The sequence below is a fragment of the Paracoccus salipaludis genome, from assembly GCF_002287065.1.
GTDB classification, from domain to species: domain Bacteria; phylum Pseudomonadota; class Alphaproteobacteria; order Rhodobacterales; family Rhodobacteraceae; genus Paracoccus; species Paracoccus salipaludis.
This window is the reverse complement of sequence record NZ_NSJZ01000006.1, coordinates 122,135-144,490: the sequence shown is the minus strand read 5'-3', so window position 1 is coordinate 144,490 and position 22,356 is coordinate 122,135. Positions and strand designations below refer to the sequence as shown.

Annotated in this window: 21 protein-coding genes and 2 tRNA genes; 19 read left to right on the top strand and 4 right to left on the bottom strand. The window is 69.1% G+C overall.

Features of this window, described 5'->3' with window-relative positions; genetic code table 11:
• Window positions 1–22 precede the first annotated feature (22 nt).
• The 8 genes from CK240_RS09590 (at window position 23) to CK240_RS09555 (ending at window position 8,476) form a co-directional block, all read left to right on the top strand.
• Window positions 23–1,363 (top strand): ATP-binding protein, encoded by a 1,341-nt coding sequence (locus CK240_RS09590; protein ID WP_095640115.1) that lies wholly within the window; start codon window positions 23–25, stop codon window positions 1,361–1,363.
• Between the two features lie 174 nt (window positions 1,364–1,537).
• Window positions 1,538–3,955, top strand: a complete 2,418-nt coding sequence (gene lon, locus CK240_RS09585) for an endopeptidase La (protein WP_095640114.1) — start codon at window positions 1,538–1,540, stop codon at window positions 3,953–3,955.
• A gap of 206 nt (window positions 3,956–4,161) precedes the next feature.
• The gene (locus CK240_RS09580; protein ID WP_095640113.1) at window positions 4,162–4,476 is read left to right on the top strand and encodes an HU family DNA-binding protein; all 315 of its coding nucleotides are present in this window, start codon (window positions 4,162–4,164) and stop codon (window positions 4,474–4,476) included.
• A gap of 55 nt (window positions 4,477–4,531) precedes the next feature.
• Window positions 4,532–4,606: transfer RNA gene (locus tag CK240_RS09575), tRNA-Val, on the top strand.
• Window positions 4,607–4,700: 94 nt separating this feature from the next.
• A tRNA-Val gene (locus CK240_RS09570) sits at window positions 4,701–4,776 on the top strand.
• A gap of 529 nt (window positions 4,777–5,305) precedes the next feature.
• Complete coding sequence (locus tag CK240_RS09565) at window positions 5,306–6,466, top strand: isovaleryl-CoA dehydrogenase (RefSeq protein WP_095640112.1); 1,161 nt, start codon at window positions 5,306–5,308, stop codon at window positions 6,464–6,466.
• Window positions 6,467–6,506: 40 nt separating this feature from the next.
• Window positions 6,507–6,932 (top strand): DUF1622 domain-containing protein, encoded by a 426-nt coding sequence (locus tag CK240_RS09560; RefSeq protein WP_095640111.1) that lies wholly within the window; start codon window positions 6,507–6,509, stop codon window positions 6,930–6,932.
• Window positions 6,933–6,937: 5 nt separating this feature from the next.
• Window positions 6,938–8,476, top strand: a complete 1,539-nt coding sequence (locus CK240_RS09555; protein WP_240517359.1) for an AMP-binding protein — start codon at window positions 6,938–6,940, stop codon at window positions 8,474–8,476.
• Between the two features lie 50 nt (window positions 8,477–8,526).
• Here CK240_RS09555 and CK240_RS09550 read toward each other — a convergent pair whose 3' ends face one another.
• Window positions 8,527–9,135, bottom strand: a complete 609-nt coding sequence (locus tag CK240_RS09550) for an OmpW/AlkL family protein (protein ID WP_095640109.1) — start codon at window positions 9,133–9,135, stop codon at window positions 8,527–8,529.
• 140 nt (window positions 9,136–9,275) lie between these two features.
• Between CK240_RS09550 and CK240_RS09545 the strand changes: the two genes are divergently transcribed.
• From CK240_RS09545 to CK240_RS09525, 5 genes are all read left to right on the top strand, one after another.
• Entirely contained in the window at window positions 9,276–10,880 is a 1,605-nt protein-coding gene (locus tag CK240_RS09545; protein ID WP_095640108.1) for a carboxyl transferase domain-containing protein, read from the top strand.
• A 100-nt stretch (window positions 10,881–10,980) separates the two neighbouring features.
• Window positions 10,981–12,906: an acetyl-CoA carboxylase biotin carboxylase subunit gene (locus CK240_RS09540; protein ID WP_095640107.1), complete on the top strand. Its 1,926-nt coding sequence runs from the start codon at window positions 10,981–10,983 to the stop codon at window positions 12,904–12,906.
• Window positions 12,899–13,630, top strand: a complete 732-nt coding sequence (locus CK240_RS09535; protein ID WP_095640106.1) for a glutathione S-transferase family protein — start codon at window positions 12,899–12,901, stop codon at window positions 13,628–13,630. The genes CK240_RS09540 and CK240_RS09535 overlap by 8 nt, the downstream gene beginning before the upstream one ends.
• On the top strand, window positions 13,623–14,474 hold the full coding sequence (locus tag CK240_RS09530; protein ID WP_095640158.1) for a hydroxymethylglutaryl-CoA lyase: 852 nt from the start codon (window positions 13,623–13,625) through the stop codon (window positions 14,472–14,474). The genes CK240_RS09535 and CK240_RS09530 overlap by 8 nt, the downstream gene beginning before the upstream one ends.
• A gap of 32 nt (window positions 14,475–14,506) precedes the next feature.
• Complete coding sequence (locus tag CK240_RS09525; protein WP_095640105.1) at window positions 14,507–15,286, top strand: crotonase/enoyl-CoA hydratase family protein; 780 nt, start codon at window positions 14,507–14,509, stop codon at window positions 15,284–15,286.
• Here the strand turns inward: CK240_RS09525 and CK240_RS09520 are convergent.
• Window positions 15,283–16,026, bottom strand: coding sequence for a DUF599 domain-containing protein (locus tag CK240_RS09520; RefSeq protein ID WP_240517358.1), 744 nt, complete (start codon window positions 16,024–16,026; stop codon window positions 15,283–15,285). The genes CK240_RS09525 and CK240_RS09520 overlap by 4 nt on opposite strands.
• A 61-nt stretch (window positions 16,027–16,087) precedes the next feature.
• On the opposite strand from CK240_RS09520, the gene CK240_RS09515 reads away from it, so the two are divergent.
• The 6 genes from CK240_RS09515 to CK240_RS09490 all read left to right on the top strand — a co-directional run bounded on the left by CK240_RS09515 (window position 16,088) and on the right by CK240_RS09490 (window position 21,194).
• Entirely contained in the window at window positions 16,088–16,324 is a 237-nt protein-coding gene (locus CK240_RS09515; protein ID WP_095640104.1) for an HP1242/YdcH family protein, read from the top strand.
• 3 nt (window positions 16,325–16,327) lie between these two features.
• A complete protein-coding gene (locus tag CK240_RS09510; protein WP_095640103.1) occupies window positions 16,328–17,776 on the top strand; it encodes an FAD-linked oxidase C-terminal domain-containing protein in 1,449 nt (482 codons plus the stop codon).
• Window positions 17,766–18,839 carry an FAD-binding protein gene (locus tag CK240_RS09505; protein ID WP_095640102.1) on the top strand — a complete coding sequence of 358 codons (1,074 nt, stop codon included), beginning with the start codon at window positions 17,766–17,768 and terminating at the stop codon, window positions 18,837–18,839. Before CK240_RS09510 ends, CK240_RS09505 begins: the two co-directional genes overlap by 11 nt.
• 1 nt (window position 18,840) lies before the next feature.
• Window positions 18,841–20,145 (top strand): glycolate oxidase subunit GlcF, encoded by a 1,305-nt coding sequence (glcF, locus tag CK240_RS09500; protein WP_095640101.1) that lies wholly within the window; start codon window positions 18,841–18,843, stop codon window positions 20,143–20,145.
• Window positions 20,142–20,591 (top strand): VOC family protein, encoded by a 450-nt coding sequence (locus CK240_RS09495; protein WP_095640100.1) that lies wholly within the window; start codon window positions 20,142–20,144, stop codon window positions 20,589–20,591. The genes glcF and CK240_RS09495 overlap by 4 nt, the downstream gene beginning before the upstream one ends.
• A gap of 129 nt (window positions 20,592–20,720) precedes the next feature.
• Complete coding sequence (locus CK240_RS09490) at window positions 20,721–21,194, top strand: Hsp20 family protein (protein ID WP_095640099.1); 474 nt, start codon at window positions 20,721–20,723, stop codon at window positions 21,192–21,194.
• A 54-nt stretch (window positions 21,195–21,248) separates the two neighbouring features.
• Here CK240_RS09490 and CK240_RS09485 read toward each other — a convergent pair whose 3' ends face one another.
• Both CK240_RS09485 and recR read right to left on the bottom strand, forming a co-directional pair.
• Window positions 21,249–21,731 (bottom strand): thioesterase family protein, encoded by a 483-nt coding sequence (locus CK240_RS09485; protein WP_205957802.1) that lies wholly within the window; start codon window positions 21,729–21,731, stop codon window positions 21,249–21,251.
• 25 nt (window positions 21,732–21,756) lie between these two features.
• Window positions 21,757–22,356, bottom strand: coding sequence for a recombination mediator RecR (gene recR / locus CK240_RS09480; protein ID WP_095640098.1), 600 nt, complete (start codon window positions 22,354–22,356; stop codon window positions 21,757–21,759).

Sequence of the window (22,356 nt, the reverse complement as noted above, 5' to 3'; positions counted from 1 at the left end):
GGCGGGCGCAAGCGAGGTGAGCATGGATTTCGGCTGGCTCAAGCGGTTGATGCCCCGCGGTCTTTACGGGCGGGCGGCGCTGATCCTGTTCCTGCCGGTGGTGGTCATCACGCTGGTGGTGACGGTCATGTTCCTCCAGCGGCATTTCGAGGACGTGACTCAGCAGATGGTGGAAACCGCCGCCGCCGAGGTCGCGCTGGTCACCGACCGCGTGCAGTCCGCCCCCGACGACGCGCAGGCGCTTCTTGCCGGACGCGAGATCGCGGTGCCGCTGGAACTGACGGTCGAGCTGCCCCCGCCCCCCGGTATCGAGGAGCGCCGCCGCTTCTACGACTTCTCGGGCCGCGTGGTGATCGCCGAGATGCACCGGCGCCTGCCGGCGGTCGCGGCCGTGGACCTGTGGAACCTGCGCCGGGTGCGGGTGCTGGTGGGCGGGCCGCGCCCCTTCCTGCTGGAACTGCCGCGCCGGCGGCTGACGCCCTCGAACCCGCACCAGTTGCTGGTCCTGATGCTGACGACCTCTCTGCTGATGACGGCCATCGCCACGATCTTCCTGCGCAACCAGCTGCGACCGATCCGCAGGCTCGCCGACGCGGCCGAGGCCTACGGGCGCGGGCAGGTCAAGCCCTATCGCCCCGCCGGCGCGACCGAGGTGCGCAGCGCCGGGCGCGCCTTTGTCGAGATGCGCAACCGGATCGAACGGCAGAACGAGCAGCGCAAGATGATGCTGTCCGGGATCAGCCACGACCTGCGCACGCCCCTGACGCGGCTGCGGCTGGGGCTGTCCATGCTCGGTCCCGACCTGCCGCCAGACCGCGACGAGATCGCGGACATGGAACGCGACGTGGCCGAGATGGGAAAGATGATCGACGCCTTTCTGGACCTTGCCCGGGGGGACGCGCAGGACGGCGAGGCGGAAGCCCTCCCCGCGCGCGAGTTCGTGGACGAGATCGTCAGCGATGCGCTTCGCGGCGGCCAGCGGGTGAGGCTGGTGCGCTTCGAGGGCGGTGCGGACGATGGCCGGATCGTCGCGCGTCCGCAGGCGCTGCGCCGCGCCGTCGAGAACCTGATCGGCAACGCAGTCCGCTATGGCACGCGGGCCGAGGTCGAGGCGGCGCTGACCCCCCGCAGCTTCCGCATCGCCGTCGAGGATGACGGGCCCGGCATCCCCCCCGAGCGCCGCGACGAGGCGATCCGGCCCTTCGTGCGGCTGGATGCGGCCCGCAACCAGGACCGGGGGCAGGGGGCCGGCCTGGGCCTCGCCATCGCCGCAGATATCGCCCGTACCCACGGGGGCGAACTGCGCCTGTCCGATGGCGCGCGCTTGGGCGGCCTCAGGGCCGAGATCGTCATTCCCCGCTGAGCCCGGCGTTATCCGCCCGTTCATCTTCTTCGTGCAAATATCCCGGGGTCCGGGGCAGCGCCCCGGTCGGCCCCATTGCAGCAGGGGTCCGCGGTTCCTAGATTGGTCGCAAGCAGGTCCGGTGCGCTGCCCGACCCCATGGGGGCCGCCGGTCCGGGCATGAAAGGACAGTTCATGAACGACAAGACCCAAGCCACGTATCCGGTGCTTCCGCTCCGTGACATCGTGGTCTTCCCTCACATGATCGTGCCGCTGTTCGTGGGCCGCGAAAAGTCGGTCCGCGCGCTGGAAGCCGTAATGGAGGCTGACCGCCCGATCCTTCTGGCCGCCCAGAAGGACGCCTCGGTCGATGAACCGGACGCCGACGGCATCTTCACAACCGGCGTGCTGGCCAACGTCCTGCAGCTGCTCAAGCTGCCCGACGGCACCGTCAAGGTGCTGGTCGAGGGCCAGTCGCGCGTCCGCATCACCGGCTTCGTGGCCAACGAAGACTACTTCGAGGCGGGCGCCGAGCCGCTGGCCGAGACCGAAGGCGACACCGCCAGCGTGACCGCCCTGATCCGCACCGTCGCCGAGGAGTTCGAGCGCTACGTCAAGGTGCGCAAGAACATCCCCGAGGAGGCCGTGACCTCGGTTGCCGAGGCGCGTGACGCCCACCGGCTGGCCGACCTCGTGTCGGGCCACCTCGGCATCGACGTTGCCCGCAAGCAGGAACTGCTGGAAACGCTGGATGTCGCCGAGCGGCTCGAGAAGGTCTACGGCCTGATGCAGGGCGAGATGTCGGTCCTGCAGGTCGAGAAGAAGATCAAGTCGCGCGTCAAGACCCAGATGGAGAAGACGCAGCGCGAGTACTACCTCAACGAGCAGATGAAGGCGATCCAGCGCGAGCTGGGCGATGGCGACGAGGGCCAGAACGAACTCGCCGAGCTCGAGGAGAAGATCAACAAGACCAAGTTCAGCAAGGAAGCGCGCGACAAGGCGCAGGCCGAGCTGAAGAAGCTGAAGTCGATGTCGCCGATGTCGGCCGAGGCCACGGTCAGCCGCAACTATCTCGACTGGCTGCTGTCGCTGCCGTGGGGTGTGAAGTCGCGCACCAAGCGTGACCTTTCGTCCGCCGAACAGATCCTGGACGCCGACCACTATGGCCTTGAAAAGGTCAAGGAGCGGATCGTCGAGTATCTCGCGGTGCAGGCGCGCTCGGACAAGCTGAAAGGCCCGATCCTTTGCCTCGTCGGTCCGCCCGGCGTCGGCAAGACCTCGCTCGGCCGTTCGGTGGCGAAAGCCACGGGGCGCGAGTTCATCCGCATCTCGCTTGGCGGCGTGCGCGATGAATCCGAGATCCGCGGTCACCGCCGGACCTATATCGGCTCGATGCCCGGCAAGATCATCCAGGCGCTGAAGAAGGCCAAGACCACGAACCCGCTCATCCTGCTCGACGAGATCGACAAGATGGGACAGGACTTCCGTGGCGACCCGGCGTCGGCGATGCTCGAGGTGCTGGACCCGGAACAGAACGCGACCTTCGTGGACCACTATCTGGAAGTGGAATACGACCTGTCGAACGTCATGTTCCTGACCACGGCCAACAGCTACAACATGCCGGGGCCGCTGCTGGACCGGATGGAGATCATCCCGCTGGCCGGCTACACCGAGGACGAGAAGCGCGAGATCGCGCGCCAGCACCTGCTGCCCAAGCAGATCAAGGCGAACGGTCTGAAGAAGGGCGAGTTCTCGGTTTCGGACGAGGCGCTGACCCATGTCATCCGCTACTACACCCGTGAAGCGGGCGTGCGGAGCCTCGAGCGCGAGATCGCCAAGCTGGCCCGCAAGGCCGTGACCGAGATCCTCAAGGGCAAGGTCGCGTCGGTCGAGGTCACGCCCGAGAAGGCCGAGGAGTACCTGGGCGTCCGCCGCTTCCGCTATGGCCTGGCCGAGAAGGAGGACCAGGTCGGCGTAGTGACGGGGCTGGCCTACACCCAGGCGGGCGGCGACCTGCTGCAGATCGAGGCGCTGAAGCTGCCCGGCAAGGGCGTGATGAAGACGACCGGGAAACTGGGCGAGGTGATGAAGGAATCGATCGACGCGGCGGCAAGCTTCGTCCGGTCGGTTGCGCCCGAGCTGGGCATCAGCCCGCCCGAGTTTTCCAAGCGCGACATCCACGTCCACGTGCCCGAGGGGGCGACCCCGAAGGACGGCCCCTCGGCGGGTCTGGCCATGGTGACCTCGGTCGTGTCGGTGATGACCGGCATCCCGGTCCGCAAGGACATCGCCATGACCGGCGAGGTGACGCTGCGCGGCAACGCGCTGGCCATCGGCGGGCTGAAGGAGAAACTTCTCGCGGCGCTTCGTGGCGGCATCAAGACGGTGCTGATCCCCGAGGAGAACGAGAAGGATCTGGCCGACATCCCGGCGAACGTAAAGGAGGGGCTGAACATCATCCCCGTCTCGAACGTCCGCGAGGTCCTGCGCCACGCCCTGGTGCGGATGCCCGAGCCGGTGGAATGGGACGAGGCCGCCTATGAGGCCGCCGAGGTCAAGCGCCTGGCCGCCCTGCGCGGCGAGGCCCAGGCCAGCGGTCCGACTGCCCACTGAGGCAGGCGACCTGCGGCAAGATCAAGGCGCGCGCCCCTCGGGGCGCGCGTCTGCGTTTCAGCCGCGCCTTGCCGGAACCGGGCGGGAAGACGCAGGCGGCCGCCCTTGTATTATATGCTGTTTTCGCAAGGTCACCCGTTGCAAAGTGGCAGTGCTCGGCTAGTGTCCGCCCCTTCCGTCAAGAAACGTCAACGACAGGTCCCGTGATGGCCGCTGAAAAACAGGGAGCAAGCCGGCCGCGCCGTGCCGCCGCTCCCGGAAAAGATCCGATTCCCGCCCGCGTCCTGCACAAGCGCGAGTTCCTCGCGCGTGTCGCCGCCGAAGTCGACCTGTCCCGCACGCAGATCCGGGACATCGTCGAAGCGACGCTGAACCAGCTGGGCCGCGCCATCGCCGAGGGCGAGACCCTGGCCCTGCCGCCCTTTGGCAAGGCGCGCGTCAGCCGCCAGGCAACTGCCAAGGGGGACGAGGTTCTGGTCCTGCGCCTGCGCCGCAAGGACGTGGCGGACGAGACGGACTGATCGCACACGAAGGGGCTTGCGGGCGCCCTGCAAGGGCGCTATCTAGCGCGGCACCGGGCGATTAGCTCAGCGGTAGAGCGCTTCGTTCACATCGAAGATGTCAGCGGTTCAAATCCGTTATCGCCCACCATCATTCCCGGGGACCGCCCGCGCCACCGCGCAGGCGGTCCCTTTCGTTTCCGCGGCTTGCCTCGGCCTTCGGGTCACGCCATAAGCGCGGGCAGGGGCGGTTAGCTCAGTTGGTAGAGCATCTCGTTTACACCGAGGTTGTCGGGGGTTCGAGTCCCTCACCGCCCACCAAGTCTCATCCCATCAACGGCTTGCAAGACGCTTTCTCCGGGTGCGCCCTACAAGGGTGACGCCATGCGACTCGCGTCCTGCCTCGCCATGTCACGGCATGGGGTGTTTCACGTCCGCTGACCCCTGCGGAACGTGCTGCGTGAATCCGCCCTGCGAAGTGGCGTCAGGGTGTCATCGGGAACTCGCAATCCGACTATCTCCCGACGATCTGCGCGGCTCTTGGCTGTCCCAGGGCAGGCTGCCGTTCGCGCTGCAATACGGGCTGCCATGAAGCACGATGGGATCAGGCGGCATGGGACAGCGGGCCGGAAAGCCGCTCGTGCACGATATGTTGCGCCGGGCTGGGCAGTGCTCGTGGGCCGTGTCCCGTCGCCTTCGGTCGAGCCTGTGTTCCTCGGCGCGCGCCATCAACATGCATCTTGCGTGCTGCAGCGTGCCGACCGTTACTGTGGCAGTTGACCGGTGGCTGCCAGTTGCGGCATAAGGCCGATTAACTGAACGAACGTTCAATAACCGGGGGAGGGTTGTGATGTTCACGCGAGGGATGGATTTCGACCTGGGCGAGGACGTGAACGCCCTGCGCGACATGGTTCACCGCTGGGCGCAGGAACGGGTCAAGCCCATCGCCGCGCAGGTGGACCGCGAGAACGTCTTCCCCGCCGACCTATGGCGCGAGATGGGCGACCTCGGCCTTCTGGGCATCACCGTCCCCGAGGAATACGGCGGCACCGGCATGGGCTATCTGGCCCACACGATCGCGGTCGAGGAGATCGCGCGGGCCAGCGCCAGCGTCAGTCTGTCCTATGGCGCGCATTCGAACCTTTGCGTGAACCAGCTCAAGCTGAACGGCTCGGAAGACCAGAAGCGGAAATACCTGCCGAAGCTCTGCTCGGGCGAGCATGTCGGCGCGCTGGCGATGTCCGAGGAAGGCGCGGGCTCCGACGTCGTCGGCATGAAGCTGCGGGCGGAAAAGCGGAACGGCTACTACGTCCTGAACGGCAGCAAGTACTGGATCACCAACGGTCCCGACGCCGACGTGCTGGTGGTCTATGCCAAGACCGACCCCGAGGCGGGGTCCAAGGGCATCACCGCCTTCATCGTCGAGAAGGGCATCAAAGGCTTCACCCAGGGGCCGCATTTCGACAAGCTGGGGATGCGCGGCTCGAACACGGGCGAGCTGATCTTCGAGGACGCCGAGATCCCCTTTGAGAACGTGCTGGGCGCCGAGGGCAAGGGCGTGCGTGTCCTCATGTCCGGGTTGGATTACGAGCGGCTGGTCCTGTCGGGCATCGGCACGGGCATCATGGCGGCCGCGCTGGACGAGGTCATGCCCTATGTCCGCGAACGCAGGCAGTTCGGCCAGCCCATCGGGAACTTCCAGCTGATGCAGGGCAAGATCGCCGACATGTATGTCGCGCTGAACACCGCCCGCGCCTATGTCTACGAGGTCGCCAAGGCCTGCGACGCGGGCAAGGTGACGCGGCAGGACGCGGCGGGTGCGGTGCTTTACGCGTCCGAGCAGGCGATGGTGCAGGCGCACCAGGCCGTGCAGGCGCTGGGTGGGGCGGGCTTCCTGAACGACTCGACGGTCAGCCGGCTGTTCCGCGACGCCAAGCTGATGGAAATCGGGGCAGGGACCAGCGAGATCCGCCGGATGCTGATCGGCCGCGAGCTGATGGCGCTGGACTGATGCGCGGGGGGCTGCGTCTCTTTCAGGGCAAGGCGGCGCCATGAACGGCTTCTTCGACTATGTCCGCGACGAGGGCCTGCTGCACGGCCGCATGGAGTGGCTGGTCGGCGCGATCGAGGTCGCGGCCACGCTGATCGACCTTGTCGCCATTGCCGTGCTGCTGGTCGGCGCAGCCCGCTTCCTGATCGGCTATCTGAAGGCCGAGTTCGGACCCGGAGAGGACGAGCGCAAGCGCGGGCTGAACGCCGAGCGGGTGGAACTGGGCCGCTACATCCTTGCCGGGCTGGAGATCCTGATCGTCTCGGACATCATCACCACGGCGGTCAGCCTGGCGATGTCCGACCTGGTGTTCCTGGGCATCCTTGTCGTGATCCGCTCGGTCACGTCCTTCTTCCTCGAACGCGAGCTGGAAACGGTGCGGCGCGAGCTCGGGGACGCCGACGAACCGCGCGAGGGCAGGGGATGAGGCCGATGCTGTCCCACACCGATTATGGCAGGCTGCGGCGCGAGTTCCGCTGGAACTGGCCCGCACGCCTGAACATGGCCGACCAGGCCATCGGCGGCTGGGCGCGCGCCGAGCCGCAGCGCACGGCGATCATCGAATACGACGGCACGCTCCGGCCAGTGACCTATGCCGAACTGGATGCCCGCGCCGACCGCCTGGCCCATGCGATGGCGGCCCGGCGCGGTGACAGGGTGGGCATTTTCCGCACTCAGTCCGCCTGGACTGCCGCCGCTCATGCCGCGGTGTGGAAATCAGGCGCGATCTCGGTCCCGCTGTTCAAGCTGTTCGGGGACGAGGCGCTGCGCCTGCGCCTGACCGATGCCGGGATCACCACGGTCGTTACCGATCCCGAAGGCCGCGCGATGCTCGCCCCCTTCGGCCTGCGCGTGATCGTCCCCGAAGAGGACGACCTGCCGGACGCAGGTCCGTTCCCGACCGCCGACACCACGCCCGAAGACCCGGCGGTGATGATCTACACATCGGGGACCACCGGCAGCCCCAAGGGCGCGCTGCACGGTCACCGGATGCTGTCCGGCCACCTGCCGGGCGTCGAGATGAGCCACGACCTGCTGGAACCCGGCCGCGACGTGCTGTGGACCCCCGCCGACTGGGCCTGGATCGGCGGCCTCTTCGACGTGGCGATGCCGGGCCTTGCTCTGGGCGTGCCGGTCGTCGCCGCGCGCCTGCCCAAGTTCGACGTGGATAGCTGCCTGGCGCTGATCCGCGACTGCGGCGTGACGGCCACCTTCCTGCCGCCGACCGCCCTGCGGATGCTCAAGGCGGCGGGGGCGACGGTGCCCGGCCTGCGCTCGGTCGCTTCGGGCGGCGAGACGCTGGGCGCCGAGATGCTCGACTGGGGCCGCCGCGCCTTCGGTCTGACGATCAACGAGTTCTATGGCCAGACCGAGTGCAACATGGTCGCCTCGTCCGCCTCCTCGATGTTCCCGGCGCAGCCCGGCGCCATCGGCAAGGCGGTGCCCGGCTTCGACGTGCGGGTCATCGACGAAGACGGCCAGCCGACCGACGGCGAGGGCGACATCGCCATCCGCCGCGGCGCGGGCTCCATGATGCTGGGCTACTGGAAACGCCCGGATGCCACGGCCGAGAAGTTCCGCGGCGACTGGCTGGTCACGGGCGACCGCGGCGTGATCGAGGACGGCTACATCCGCTTCGTCGGCCGCGACGACGACGTGATCACATCCGCCGGATACCGCATCGGCCCCTCCGAGATCGAGGACGTGCTGATCAAGCACCCTGCAGTCGCCGCCGCCGGCGTGATCGGCAAGCCCGACCCGCTGCGGACCGAGATCGTCGTGGCCTATGTCGTGCTGCGCGAAGGCTTCGCGGCCTCGGACAGCCTGGCGAAGGAGCTGCAGGACCACGCCCGAACCCATTGCGCCGCCCACAGCTACCCGCGCGAGGTGGCCTTCCTGGATTCGCTGCCGATGACCGTCACCGGCAAGGTCATGCGCCGCGAACTGCGCAAGCTGGCGGGGGGCACATGACCCGGGGTCAACTTGCCGCGATGCGCGCCCCCGAGGGGGCGCGTGCCGCTTCAGAACTTGAAGACATAGGCCGCCTGCACGGCGAAGGGATCGATTTCGACCTCGCCGATCTTCTCGCCGTTCAGCTTGACGTCGGCGTCGATGTCGATCCAGCGCACGGTCGCACGGATCGCGGAGGTATCGTTCAGCCACCAGTCGGCGCCCGCCTGCACGGCCAGGCCGAAGCTGTGTTCCAGATCCAGGTCGTTCCCGGCCAGCGCGCCTTCGGTCGATTCGTCCCAGAAGCTGGTGTAGTTCAGGCCGATCCCTGCATAGGGCTTGAAGGCCGAGCCGGTGTCCCAGTGATAGTTGACGCTCAGCGTCGGCGGCAGGTGCTTGACGGTGCCGACCTTGCCCACGCCGTCGATGTTGACGTCATGCTCGAAGGGCGTGGCGGCCAGCAGCTCGACGCCGATGTTGTCGCGCAGGAAGTATTCCACCGTCAGCGTCGGGCGGGTGTCGTTGTCGACCTCGACGTCCAGGTTGCCGGCAACGGTGCCGTTGTCGTCCTTGGGCATGACGCTGCCCACGCCCACGCCCACGGTCCAGTCGCCCGCCTGCTGGGCCAGCGCGGGCATCGCCAGCACGGCGACAAGGGCGGCAAGGCTGATCGTTTTCATCACTGTTCTCCCGTTCGATCTTGTGCCGTTGCCCTGCCCGCGTTCGCGGGATCGTCACATGATCCAGATCAAACCCCCGGCCGCGCGGGCGCCCCTGCGACAGCGCGCCGCATTTCTTCGCCTTCACAGGAGCATCCGGCATGAAACTGAAATCGGCGGCTCTGACCTCGTCGGACGCCTTCCGCTCCAACAGGCAGGCGCATCTGGCGATGCTGGACACGATCCGGCAGGCGGCCGACGCCGCGGCCCAGGGCGGCGGCGCGGATGCGCTGGCCCGCCACACCTCGCGCGGCAAGATGCCCCCTCGGGAACGGGTCGCGAACCTGCTCGACCCCGGCTCGCCCTTCCTGGAAATCGGCGCGACGGCCGCGCATGACATGTATGACGGCGCGGCCCCCGGCGCGGGCGTGATCGCAGGCGTCGGGCGGGTGCATGGCCTCGACGTGATGGTGGTCGCCAACGACGCCACCGTGAAGGGCGGCACCTACTACCCGATGACGGTCAAGAAGCACCTGCGCGCGCAGGAGATCGCGGAAGCCTGCCATCTGCCCTGCGTCTACCTGGTCGACTCGGGCGGCGCGAACCTGCCCAACCAGGACGAGGTCTTCCCTGACCGCGACCATTTCGGACGGATCTTCTTCAACCAGGCGCAGATGAGCGCGAAGGGCATCCCCCAGATCGCCGTGGTGATGGGAAGCTGCACGGCGGGCGGCGCCTATGTTCCCGCCATGTCCGATGTCACCATCATCGTGCGCAACCAGGGCACCATCTTCCTGGCCGGGCCGCCCCTGGTGAAGGCCGCGACCGGAGAGGTCGTCAGCGCCGAGGACCTGGGCGGCGGCGACGTCCACACCCGCCTGTCGGGCGTGGCCGACTACCTGGCCGAGGACGACAGCCACGCGCTTGCGCTTGCCCGCCGCGCCGTCAGCCACCTGAACCGCCGCCTGCCGCAGACGGTCGTCTGGCAGTCGCCCGAAGCGCCCCTCTACGACCCCGAGGAGATCCTGGGCGTCGTCCCCGCCGACCTGCGCACCCCATATGACATCCGCGAGGTCATCGCCCGCACCGTGGACGGCTCGCGCTTCGACGAGTTCAAGCCGCGCTTCGGCGAGACGCTGGTCACGGGCTTCGCCCATATCGAGGGCTGCCCTGTCGGCATCGTCGCCAACAACGGCGTGCTGTTCTCGGAAGCCGCCATCAAGGGCGCGCATTTCATCGAGCTCTGCTCGCAGCGGTCCATTCCCCTGATCTTCCTGCAGAACATCACCGGCTTCATGGTCGGCCGGAAATATGAAAACGAGGGCATCGCCCGCCACGGCGCCAAGATGGTGACGGCGGTGGCGACCACGGCGGTCCCCAAGATCACCATGCTTGTCGGCGGCAGCTTCGGCGCCGGCAACTACGGCATGGCCGGCCGCGCCTATAGCCCCCGGTTCCTATGGACCTGGCCCAACAGCCGCATCAGCGTCATGGGCGGCGAGCAGGCGGCGGGCGTTCTCGCCACCGTCCGCCGCGAAGGGATCGAGCGCAAGGGCGGCAGCTGGAGCGCCGAGGAAGAAACCGAGTTCAAGCGCCCTACGATCGAGATGTTCGACCGCCAGTCGCACCCGCTCTACGCCTCGGCCCGGCTCTGGGACGACGGCATCGTGGACCCGCGCAAGACCCGCGACGTGCTGTCGCTGTCGCTCCGCGCCAGCCTCAACGCGCCCATCGAGCCGACCCGCTTCGGCGTCTTCCGGATGTGACGATGCGCAGACACCCGGGTCTTTCTTCTTTGCACAAATATCCTCCGGGGGTCCGGGGGTGGAAAACCCCCGGTGCGGCCGGGCAACACAGGGCATCGCCATGTTCAGCAAGATCCTGATCGCCAACCGGGGCGAGATCGCCTGCCGCGTCATGGATACCTGCCGCCGCCTGGGCGTCGGCACCGTCGCCGTCTATTCCGACGCCGACCGGGGCGCGCGCCACGTCTCGATGGCCGACGAGGCCGTGCATATCGGCGGCCCCGCGCCGAAGGACAGCTACCTGCGCGGCGACGCCATCATCCGGGCGGCGCTGGACACCGGCGCGCAGGCGATCCACCCGGGCTATGGCTTCCTGTCGGAAAACCCGGACTTCGTGGATGCGGTGACGGCGGCAGGGCTGGTCTTCATCGGCCCCTCGGCGGATGCGATCCGCGCCATGGGCCTCAAGGACGCGGCCAAGGCGCTGATGGAGCAGGCGGGCGTTCCCGTCGTCCCCGGCTATCATGGCGAGAACCAGGACCCCGCGTTCCTTGCGGACCGGGCCGACCGCATCGGCTATCCCGTCCTCATCAAGGCGGTCGCGGGCGGCGGCGGCAAGGGGATGCGCAAGGTGGACGCCCCCGCCGACTTCGCCGCCGCGCTGGCAAGCGCGCAGGGCGAGGCGCAGACCGCCTTCGGCAACCCCGCCGTGCTGATCGAGAAATACATCACCGCCCCCCGGCATATCGAGGTGCAGATCTTCGGTGACGGCACAAACGCCGTGCATCTGTTCGAGCGCGACTGCTCGCTGCAGCGCCGTCATCAGAAGGTGATCGAGGAAGCCCCGGCCCCCGGCATGACGCCCGAGGTCCGCGCCGCGATGGGCGCCGCCGCCGTCCGCGCCGCCGAGGCCATCGGCTATGCCGGCGCAGGCACCATCGAGTTCATCGTGGACGGCTCGAACGGCCTGCGCCCCGACGGCTTCTGGTTCATGGAGATGAACACCCGCCTTCAGGTGGAACATCCCGTGACCGAGGCCATCACCGGCGTCGATCTGGTCGAATGGCAGCTTCGCGTCGCCTCGGGCGAGCCGCTGCCCAAGCGGCAGGACGAACTGACCATCACCGGTCACGCCTTCGAGGCGCGGCTTTACGCCGAGGACGTACCCGCAGGCTTCCTGCCTGCCACCGGCAGGCTGGCGCATCTGAAGTTCGCCGACAACGCCCGCAACGAAACGGGCGTGCGGCAGGGCGACAGCATCAGCCCGTGGTACGACCCGATGATCGCCAAGATCATCACCTTCGGCCCGACCCGCGCCATCGCCCTGCGCGCGCTGGAAACCGCGCTGGTGGACACCGAGGTCGCGGGCACCGTCACCAACATCGACTTCCTCATCGCCCTTACCCGGCACGAGGGCTTCCGCAAGGGCGAGGTGGACACCGGCCTCATCGCCCGCGACCTCGACCGGTTGCTCGATCAGGCCGAACCCTCGCCCGAAACCCGCGCCTTGGCCGCGCTCGGCGTCGCCGGGCTGCACGACCCCGAAGTGCGCGGCGGCGTCACGCTCTGGTCCCCCCTGCGCCGCACCGTGACCTGGGAAGGCGGCCAGGGCGTGGTCGAGGTGCTCGGCCCCGGCACGGCGCGGGTGACGCTGGAGGGCATCGCGCATGATGTCCTGTGGCAGGGGGAACGCTGGTGGGTGAACGGCTCGCCCCGCCGCTCGCGCATCGTGACGCACCCGGCGGGCGTCAGCGTCTTCGGCGGCCGCAGCCTGACGCTGGTGCCGCAGGATCCGCTGGACCGGCAGACCGAGGCGACGGGCAGCGGCCTGACGCTGTCGCCCATGCCGGGGCTGGTCAAGGCGGTCTTCGTCAGCGCGGGCCAGCAGGTTGCTGCGGGCGACCGCCTGGCCGTGCTGGAGGCCATGAAGATGGAACACACCCTGACCGCCGCCCGCGACGGCACCGTGGCCGAGGTGCTGGCCGAACCCGGCGCGCAGGTCGAGGCCGGCGCCCCCCTGATCCGGCTGGAGGACGAGGATGCCTGAGACCCCGCCCGAACCAACCCCCACCGACGCCGCGCCCCCCGCGTCAGGCGGTCCCGTCAAGGATGACAGGGGCGAGATCATCCTGTGGCACGTGCCGCTGTCGCGATCCATGCGCGTCCTGTGGCTGCTGAACGAGCTTGAACTGCCCTTCCGCCTGCGAGTCATGGACCTCCGCTCGAAGGACATGCGCGGGGCCGAGTATGAGGCCATCCACCCGGTCGGCCGCGCCCCCGCGCTGCAGGTGGACGGCAATGTCATCCACGAATCCGGCGCGATGGTCGAATACCTCTGCGAGACGCGCGGGCCGCACCTGTGGCGCGGTCCCGGAGAGGACGGGCGGCTCGGCTGGCTCGACTGGCTGCATTTCGCGGAAACCATCGGCCAGCACATCGCGAACCTCACGCAAAGCCACCTGATGCTGCGCGATCCGGCGACACGCTCGCTGACCGTCATGAAACTGGAAACCGCGCGGCTGGGCCGCACCCTGCGGCTGGTCGAGCAGACGGTTCAGGGTCAGGACTGGCTGATGTCCGGCGGCTTCTCGGGCGTCGATTGCGCCGTTGGCTGGTCGGTCTGGACGGCGGGCCGCTTCACCCGCCTGTCGCCTGCGCTTCAGGCCTATGCGGACCGCTGCACCTCGCGCCCCGCCTTCCGCCGCGCGCTGCCCCAGGAAGGCGAGCCGCAGCTTTACGACCGCGACTTTTATGAGCTGCCCGATGCCTGAGTTCGTCGAAATCTTCGAGATGGGCCCGCGCGACGGGCTTCAGAACGAAAAGCGCCTGATCCCCGCCGCCGACAAGATCGCCCTGGTGGACCTTCTGTCCCGCGCGGGCTTCCGCCGGATCGAGGTCACCAGCTTCGTGTCCCCGAAATGGGTGCCGCAGATGGCCGATGCCGCCGAGGTGCTGGCCGGGATCACGCGCCGGCCGGGCGTGCGCTACGCCGCGCTGACGCCGAATCTCAAGGGCTACGAAGGGGCGCGCTCCGCCCGCGCCGACGAGGTGGCGATCTTCGCCAGCGCCTCGGAAGGCTTCAGCAGGGCCAACCTGAACTGCACCGTCGCGGAAAGCCTGGACCGCTTCGCTCCCGTGGCCGAGGCCGCCCGCGCCGACGGCATCCCCGTGCGCGGCTATGTCAGCGTCGTGACCGACTGCCCCTTCGACGGTCCGACGCCGCCCGCAAACGTGGCGCGTGTCACCGCCGCGCTGCGCGATCTCGGCTGCTACGAAATCAGCCTGGGCGACACGATCGGGCAGGGCCGCCCCGAGACCATCGACGCCGTGCTGGCCGCCGTGCTGGAGGAGGTTCCGGCCAGCCAGCTCGCAGGCCATTATCACGACACGGCGGGCCGTGCGATCGACAACATCGACGCGAGCCTCGCGCGCGGGGTCCGGGTCTTCGATGCAGCCGTGGGTGGCCTTGGCGGCTGCCCCTATGCGCCGGGCGCGGCCGGGAACGTGGCGACCGAGAAGGTCGCCGCGCATCTGGCGGCGCGGGGCCTCGACACGGGGCTCGACATGGATGTGCTGCGGCAGGCCGCCGCGATGGCGCAGGGGATGCGCAGGTGAACCACGGCCCGGCCGTTCAGAAGGGAACAGGAATGGAAACGATCCGCATCGAAACGGACGCGCGCGGCGTGGCGACCCTGTGGCTGGCGCGTCCCGACAAGCACAACGCGCTTTCGGCAGAGATGATCGCCGAGCTGACCGAGGCGGCCGAATTGCTGGGCGGCGACCCGGCCGTGCGCGTGGTGGTTCTGGCGGCCGAGGGGAAAAGCTTCTGCGCGGGCGGCGACCTCGGCTGGATGCAGGACCAGATGGCCGCGGACCCGGCGACCCGGCGGCATGGGGCGGGCAAGCTCGCGCTGATGCTCAATGCGCTGAATGAACTGCCCAAGCCCCTGATCGGCCGCGTCCACGGCAACGCCTTCGGCGGCGGGGTCGGCTTGATGTCGGTCTGCGACGTGGCGGTGGGCGCGCGCACGGCGAAGTTCGGGCTGACGGAAACCCGGCTCGGGCTGATCCCGGCGACCATCGGCCCTTATGTCCTTGCCCGGATGGGAGAGGACAAGGCCCGCCGCGTCTTCATGTCGGCCCGCATCTTCGACGCCGCGGAGGCGAAGATGCTGAACCTGCTGGCCTCTGCCGTGGACCCCGAGGACCTGGACGCCGCCGTCGAGGACGAGGTCACCCCTTATCTGCAGACGGCCCCCCGGGCAGTGGCTGCGGCCAAGCGCCTGGCCCGCGCCCTGGGTCCCCGGATCGACCGCGACATCATCGAAATGTCCGTCGATGCCCTGATCTCGGTCTGGGAGGACGACGAGGCCCCTCACGGCATCGGCGCCTTCTTCGGGAAGCGCAAGCCCCGGTGGCAGGCCTAGGGGCGGCGCTCTCCCAGGTCCCGCAGGATGGCGCGGCGCGAGCCTGACGCGAACTCGCGCCGCAGGGTCATCGCGGTCACGATGGCGGTTCCCGCGATCAGCCCCCACGGGCCGGCCAGCCAGCCCAGCGCGCCGAGCGCGAAATAGACCGCGCGCAGCCCGATGTTGAAGTTGCGGGCGGCCTGGATGTTGACCTCGGCCGCGGCAAGCGCGCGCGCCTCCGTTTCCGGCAGGCGGGGGTCGTTCGGCACCGCCGCCATCATGATGGCGCAATAGCCGAACAGCCGGTGCGCCCAGACGAACTTGAGAAAGGCGTTCGCCACGAACAGCAGCACAAGCAGGATCTTGAGCCTCCACAGCAGCGCCGGGATCTCGGCGGCCTCGAGGTCGCGCGCGATGCCGGCCAGCGGATCGGTGTTCCCGATCAGCGCCAGCCCGCCGCCGATGGCGATCATGCAGGCCGAGGCGAAGAAGGACGTGCCCTCGCGCAGGGACGCCAGGATGTTGCCGTCGAAGATGCGGGGATCGCGGTGGACGAACTGGCGCATCCAGTCGCGGCGGTAGGTCTTCATCAGGACCGACACCGAGGCGCGCCTGCGGGGCGGATGCTCGATCACCCGCGTCACGCCAAGCCACGACAGGCACAGCAGCGCCAGCGCCAGAAGGTCGAGCGGGGTCAGGGTCAGCGGGAGGGCGGTCATGGGTTCCTCGGGGTGGACCGCGTCACGATAGAAGGGCATCGGGCCGGTTGCCACAGCCCTGACCGAGGACTATCTCGAAAGGAACAAAGGGAGGAACAGGATGGCCGCTCCGCACGCGATCCACGAGGAGTTCCCGGGCGACGCCGACCGTATCCATCAGCTGAAGATGACTGATGGCCACTTCGCGCGGCTGCTGGAGGAATACGACCGGATCAACGACCAGGTGGCAGGCGCGGAATCGCGTCAGGCACCCATGTCGGACGAGGCCGAGACCGATCTTCGCAAACGCCGCGCCCGGCTCAAGGACGAGATCGCGCGCGCCTTGGCAGGGGGCTGAGCCATGCGGATGCCCGTTCCCGATGCAGGCGTGATCGCGCGCCGTGCCGCCATCGTCGCCCGCCTGCGGGCGGTCATCGGCGCAGGCACCGTCATCGACGACCCTGTCGAGGCGCGCGCCTATGAATGCGACGCCTTGTCCGCCTATCGCTGCCCGCCGCTGGCCGTGGCCCTGCCCACCACGACCGCCGAGGTCGCCGCCGTCCTGCGCGTCTGCCACGAGGAGCGCGTGCCCGTCGTGCCGCGCGGCGCAGGGACCAGCCTTGCGGGCGGGTCCATGCCCACGGCGGATGCGGTGGTCCTGGGCCTTGCCCGCATGAACGCGGTGCTCGAGGTCGATTACGGCGACCGGCTGATCCGGGTGCAGGCGGGGCGGACGAACCTGTCCGTCTCGACCTTCGTGGACGAGGCCGGGTTCTTCTATGCGCCCGATCCCTCCAGCCAGCTTGCCTGCGCCATCGGCGGCAACATCGGCATGAACTCGGGCGGGGCGCATTGCCTGAAATATGGCGTCACCACGAACAACCTGCTGGGCGTGACGATGGTCCTGATGGACGGCAGCATCGTGGAACTGGGCGGCCCGATGGGCGAGGGCCCGGGCCTCGACCTGCTGGGGGTCGTCTGCGGGGCCGAAGGCCAGCTTGGCATCGTGACCGAGGCCACGCTGCGCATCCTGCCCAAGCCCGCCGGGGCGCGCCCGGTGCTGATTGGCTTCGATGCCTCGGAAACCGCCGGGGCCTGCGTCGCCGCGATTATCCGCGCGGGCATCCTGCCGGTCGCCATCGAGTTCATGGACCGCCCCTGCATCGTGGCGACGGAGAATTTTGCCCGCCCCGGATACCCCGATTGCGAGGCGCTGCTGATCATCGAGGTCGAGGGCACGCCCCCCGAGATCGACGAGCAGATCGCCCTCATTCGCGCCATCGCCGAGGAGTTCTCGCCGGTCGAGTTCCGGGAAAGCAGGTCCGAGGACGAATCCCGCCGCATCTGGCTGGGCCGCAAGTCGGCCTTCGGCGCGATGGGGCAGATGGGCGACTACATGTGCCTTGACGGCACGATCCCCGTCTCGGCCCTGCCCAGGGTTCTGCGCGGCATCGCCGAGATGTCCGAGGCCGCGGGCCTGCCCGTCGCCAACGTGTTCCACGCGGGCGACGGCAACATGCACCCGCTGATCATCTTCGACGCGAACCGCCCCGGCGACCTGGAGCGGGTGGAGGCCCTGGGCGCCGACATCCTGCGCCTCTGCGTCGAGGTGGGCGGCTGCCTGACCGGGGAACATGGCGTCGGCGTCGAAAAGCGCGACCTGATGGTGGCGCAGTTCACCGATGCCGACATGGAGGCGCAGATGCGCGTCAAGGATGTCTTTGATCCGCAATGGCTGCTGAACGCCGCCAAGGTCTTCCCGCTGGAGGTTTCGGAATCCCGCCGGGAGGCGCGACGCAATGCGGCCTGAAACCGAGGCCGAAGTCGCGGGTCTTGTCCGGGGCGCCCGCGGTCCGCTGTCCGTCATCGGCGGCGGCACCCGCCTACTGCCGGGCGAAGGGCAGGGAACGCGGCTTTCAAGCGCCGCGCTGACCGGCGTGACGCTTTATGAACCCGCCGCGCTGACCCTGGTCGCGCGCGCCGGCACGCCCCTGGCGGAAATCGAGGACCTGCTGGCCTCGGAACGCCAGCGCCTTGCTTTCGAACCGCCCCCTGCGGCGGGCTCCACCATCGGCGGCGTCATCGCGGCGAATGCCAGCGGCCCGCGCCGGGTCAAGGACGGGGCCGCGCGGGACAGCCTTCTGGGTGTCCGCTTCGTCGACGGCAGCGGAGAGATCGTCAGCAACGGCGGCCGGGTGATGAAGAACGTCACCGGCTACGACCTCGTCAAGTTGATGGCCGGAAGCCGCGGAACTCTGGGCGTGATCACCGAAGTCAGCCTCAAGACCCAGCCGATCCCGCCCGCCAGCCTTACGCTGGCGCTGCCTGAACTGGGCGCGGCAGCGGCGGTTCCCGCCCTGACCGCCGCGCTGACCGGCCCCTGGGACGTGACCGGCGCTGCCTGGCTGCCCCCCCATGGTGCGCTGATCCGCATCGAGGGCCTCGAAGGCTCGGTGAAGCTGCGCGCCGACACGCTGTCCGCGCGCCTTTCTGCCTTCGGCACGGTCCAGCCTGTCGGGGACGACCCGTGGCTTCTTCTTCGCCAAAATATCCCGGGGTCCGGGGCAGCGCCCCGGCCCGGCGGCGCCGTCTGGCGCGTCGCCTGCCGCCCTTCGCAGGCCGCCACGATCCTGACCATGAACCCCGAAGCGGCGCCGCTCGCCCTCGACTGGGGCGCATCGCTGATCCTCCTCTCCCTTCCATCGGACGCACGTCCCGCGCTTCCGTCCGGAGCCCGCGCCCTCTGCCTGCAAGGCGCGCACCGCGGCCCGCTGCCGCCGTCCGATCCCGTCACCCGGCGGCTGGAAGACGGCCTTCGCGAACGCTTCGACCCGCGCGGGATCTTCGCCGCACCCGAACTGACGGTGGCCTGAGATGCAGACGAACTTTTCCCCTGAACAACTGGCCGATCCCGGGATCGCCACCGCCAACAAGATCCTGCGGACCTGCGTCCATTGCGGCTTCTGCACGGCGACCTGCCCGACCTATCAGGTGCTCGGCGACGAACTCGACAGCCCGCGCGGGCGCATCTACCTCATCAAGGACATGCTGGAATCCGGCCGTCCGGCGGATGAGAAGACGACGCTGCACCTCGACCGCTGCCTGTCCTGCCTGGCCTGCATGACGACCTGCCCCTCGGGCGTGGACTACATGCACCTGATCGACCATGCGCGGGTCCATATCGAGAAAACCTACCGCCGCCCGTGGCGCGACCGGGCGCTGCGCTCGCTGCTGGCCTGGGTGCTGCCGCATCCCGGTCGCTTCCGCATGGCGCTGGTCGGTGCGAAGCTGGCGCGTCCCTTCGCCCGCCTGATGCCCGACCGCCGCCTGCGCGCGATGGTCGAGATGGCACCGCCGCGCATCGTCGGCCCCGCGGCGGACGATCGGGGCGCGACCTATGCGCCCATCGGTCCCAAGCGCGCCCGCGTTGCCATCCTGACCGGCTGCGCGCAGAAGGCGCTGAACGCCGACATCAACGAGTCGACCATCCGCCTGCTGCGCCGCGCGGGCTGCGAGGTGGTGATCCCGCCGAACCTCGGCTGCTGCGGCGCGCTGACCCACCACATGGGCCGCGACGACCAGGCACGCGAGACCGCCCGTTCGACGATCCGCGCCTTCCTCGCCGCCGATGCCGAGGCGCCCCTGGACGCGATCATCGTCAACACCTCGGGCTGCGGGACGGTGGTCAAGGACTATGGCCACCTGTTCGCCCAGGACCCCGACCGGGCGGGAGCCGAGCGCGTGGCGAGCCTCGCCCGCGACGTGACCGAGTTCCTCGACAGCCACGGCCTGCCGCCCGTCACGCAGCCGCTGGACCTGCGCGTGGCCTATCACGCGGCCTGCTCGCTGCAGCACGGCCAGCGGATCGTGGCGGCGCCCAAGGCGCTGCTGGGGCAGGCGGGGGCGACGGTCGTGACCCCGGCGGACCCGCATCTCTGCTGCGGCTCGGCGGGAACCTACAACCTGCTTCAGCCGGAGATGTCCGCCGCCCTGCGCGACCGCAAGGTCCGCACGATCGAGGCGACCGGCCCGCAGGTCATCGCCGCCGGCAACATCGGCTGCATGATGCAGATCGGGCAGGGCACCACCGTCCCCATCGTCCACACGGTCGAGCTGCTGGACTGGGCGACCGGCGGCCCCCGCCCCGCCGCGCTGACGGAACTGGAGCACGCCGCATGACCATCCCGCCGCTACTGGGGACGCTGGAAACCGCGCTTTATGCCGATGACCTCGACGCGGCGCGGATGTTCTGGACCGACATCATGGGGCTGGAGGAGATCGTCAGCGTCCCCGGGCGCCACGTCTTCTTCCGCACCAGTGACCAGCCGCGCCCGCAGGTGCTGCTGGTCTTCAACCCCGAGGCGACGGCAGTGCCGCCGAAGCCCGGCGCCGACCAGCCCGTGCCCCCGCATGGCGCACGCGGCCCGGGTCACGCCTGCCTTGCCGTCGCGCCCGAGGCGCTGGACCGCTGGCGCGCGCATCTGGAAAACCACGGGATCGGGATCGAGGCCGACTTCCTGTGGCCCAATGGCCGCCGCTCGCTTTACTTCCGCGACCCCGCGGGCAATTCGATCGAGCTTGCGGACCCGGCGATCTGGGCCCCCCAGGGCGTGCCCTCGACCTGACCCACCCCTTGACAGGCAGGGGGGCGCTTCCCAGATTCATCTCAGCCGGAGGGCCAGATGGCGCCGGCGGACCGCCTGCCCGGACTCCGGGGGGCAGCACTGTTCACATCGCTGAAAAGGATGCGATCCATGCGTAGCACTATGGACCTGACTCCGCTTTACCGTGCGTCGATCGGCTTCGACCGTATCGCCGACCTGATGGACCGCGCGCTTGCGTCGGACATCGCGACGCCGACCTACCCGCCCTACAACATCGAAAAGACCGGCGAAAACGCTTATCGCATCTCGATCGCCGTCGCGGGCTTTACCGCGGACGACCTGTCGGTCGAGATGAAGGATGGCGCCGTGATCGTCTCGGCCCGCAAGGTCGAGGAAGACCAGGGCCGGACCTTCCTGCACCGCGGCATCGCGACCCGCGCCTTTGAACGCAAGTTCGCGCTGGCCGACCATGTCCGCGTGACGGGCGCAAGCCACGTCGACGGCATGCTGCACATCGAACTGGTGCGCGAGGTGCCCGAGGCGCTGAAGCCGCGCAAGATCGAGATCTCGAAATCGGCGGCCCAGACGCTGGAAGCCGAAGAGGTCAAGAAGCTGGACGCCTGATCCCGTCAGGCCACGGCATCGGGGGCGCCGCGGGGACACCCGCGCGCCCCTTTTTCATGTCCGGTCACGCCGCAGGCCGACTCGGCGGCCGACCTGCTGGGGGAGCGGCAGGTGCGCATGGGCCGCGACCGCATCGGCGATCCGCGCCAGCACCTCGGGCGCGAAGGGCGCGACGCGGCGGCTGTTCAGATCGACATGCAGGATCAGGTTCTCGCTGATGGCGGCGGGTTCGTCCGCGCCGACGCGGCGCATGGTCTGGACGTAGTGCAGCCGCTTCGCGTCATGCCCGATCAGGCGCGTTTCCACGATCACCCGGTCGCCCGCATGAAGTTCGCGCAGGTAATGGACCTGCGCCTGCGCGGTGAAGACGGAGGCGCCGGTTTTCCTTGCGACCTCCGGGCCCAGCCCCAGGGGCGCAAGCGCGACATCCAGCGCATTGTCGAACAGCACGCCGTAATAGGCCATGTTCAGGTGGCCGTTGTAGTCGGTCCACTCCGCACGGACCTCCAGCGGCGGGCTGGTGAAGGGCGCGGTCACGCCGGTCTATGTCCGCAGCCCGGCGTCACAGCCGCCGACGCGCGCGCAGCGCCGCGCTGATGGTGCCGTCGTCCAGATAGTCGAGTTCGCCCCCGATGGGCACGCCCTGGGCAAGGCCCGTGACGGTGACGCCTGTGCCTTCCAGCGCCTCGGCGATGTAATGGGCGGTCGTCTGGCCCTCGACAGTGGCGTTCAGCGCCAGGATCACCTCGGAGATGCCTTCCTCGGCCACCCGCCCGATGAGGCGGGGGATGCCGAGCTGGTCCGGCCCCACTTCGTCCAGCGCCGACAGCGTGCCGCCGAGGACGTGATAGCGCCCACGGAAGGCACGGCCGCGTTCCAGCGCCCACAGGTCGGCCACATCCTCGACCACGCACAGCTCTCCGTTCGCGCGCCTGGGATCGGCGCAGATGGGGCAAAGGTCGGATTCGCCGATGTTGCCGCAGCGGATGCATTCGCGGGAATGTTCCGCGACGGTCGCCATCAGCTGCGCCAGTTGCGCCATCTGGCCTGTGCGCCGCCGGATCAGCGCCAGCACGACGCGGCGCGCGGACCGGGGACCAAGCCCCGGCAGCCGCGCGATCTGGGCGATCAGCGCCTGGATGTCGTCGCTGCCCTCGGTCAC

What these genes read in the sequence shown, in the direction of transcription:
- CK240_RS09580 (WP_095640113.1), top strand. Translation starts at nt 4,162, where the DNA reads ATGGCCGCTGAAAAACAGGGAGCAAGCCGGCCGCGCCGTGCCGCCGCT.
- CK240_RS09590 (WP_095640115.1), top strand. Translation starts at nt 23, where the DNA reads ATGGATTTCGGCTGGCTCAAGCGGTTGATGCCCCGCGGTCTTTACGGG.
- CK240_RS09525 (WP_095640105.1), top strand. Translation starts at nt 14,507, where the DNA reads ATGGAAACGATCCGCATCGAAACGGACGCGCGCGGCGTGGCGACCCTG.
- CK240_RS09505 (WP_095640102.1), top strand. Translation starts at nt 17,766, where the DNA reads ATGCGGCCTGAAACCGAGGCCGAAGTCGCGGGTCTTGTCCGGGGCGCC.
- CK240_RS09550 (WP_095640109.1), bottom strand. Translation starts at nt 9,135, where the DNA reads ATGAAAACGATCAGCCTTGCCGCCCTTGTCGCCGTGCTGGCGATGCCC.
- CK240_RS09545 (WP_095640108.1), top strand. Translation starts at nt 9,276, where the DNA reads ATGAAACTGAAATCGGCGGCTCTGACCTCGTCGGACGCCTTCCGCTCC.
- lon (WP_095640114.1), top strand. Translation starts at nt 1,538, where the DNA reads ATGAACGACAAGACCCAAGCCACGTATCCGGTGCTTCCGCTCCGTGAC.
- CK240_RS09565 (WP_095640112.1), top strand. Translation starts at nt 5,306, where the DNA reads ATGTTCACGCGAGGGATGGATTTCGACCTGGGCGAGGACGTGAACGCC.
- CK240_RS09510 (WP_095640103.1), top strand. Translation starts at nt 16,328, where the DNA reads ATGCGGATGCCCGTTCCCGATGCAGGCGTGATCGCGCGCCGTGCCGCC.
- CK240_RS09530 (WP_095640158.1), top strand. Translation starts at nt 13,623, where the DNA reads ATGCCTGAGTTCGTCGAAATCTTCGAGATGGGCCCGCGCGACGGGCTT.
- CK240_RS09495 (WP_095640100.1), top strand. Translation starts at nt 20,142, where the DNA reads ATGACCATCCCGCCGCTACTGGGGACGCTGGAAACCGCGCTTTATGCC.
- CK240_RS09515 (WP_095640104.1), top strand. Translation starts at nt 16,088, where the DNA reads ATGGCCGCTCCGCACGCGATCCACGAGGAGTTCCCGGGCGACGCCGAC.
- CK240_RS09535 (WP_095640106.1), top strand. Translation starts at nt 12,899, where the DNA reads ATGCCTGAGACCCCGCCCGAACCAACCCCCACCGACGCCGCGCCCCCC.
- CK240_RS09555 (WP_240517359.1), top strand. Translation starts at nt 6,938, where the DNA reads ATGCTGTCCCACACCGATTATGGCAGGCTGCGGCGCGAGTTCCGCTGG.
- glcF (WP_095640101.1), top strand. Translation starts at nt 18,841, where the DNA reads ATGCAGACGAACTTTTCCCCTGAACAACTGGCCGATCCCGGGATCGCC.
- CK240_RS09540 (WP_095640107.1), top strand. Translation starts at nt 10,981, where the DNA reads ATGTTCAGCAAGATCCTGATCGCCAACCGGGGCGAGATCGCCTGCCGC.
- CK240_RS09490 (WP_095640099.1), top strand. Translation starts at nt 20,721, where the DNA reads ATGCGTAGCACTATGGACCTGACTCCGCTTTACCGTGCGTCGATCGGC.
- CK240_RS09520 (WP_240517358.1), bottom strand. Translation starts at nt 16,026, where the DNA reads ATGCCCTTCTATCGTGACGCGGTCCACCCCGAGGAACCCATGACCGCC.
- CK240_RS09560 (WP_095640111.1), top strand. Translation starts at nt 6,507, where the DNA reads ATGAACGGCTTCTTCGACTATGTCCGCGACGAGGGCCTGCTGCACGGC.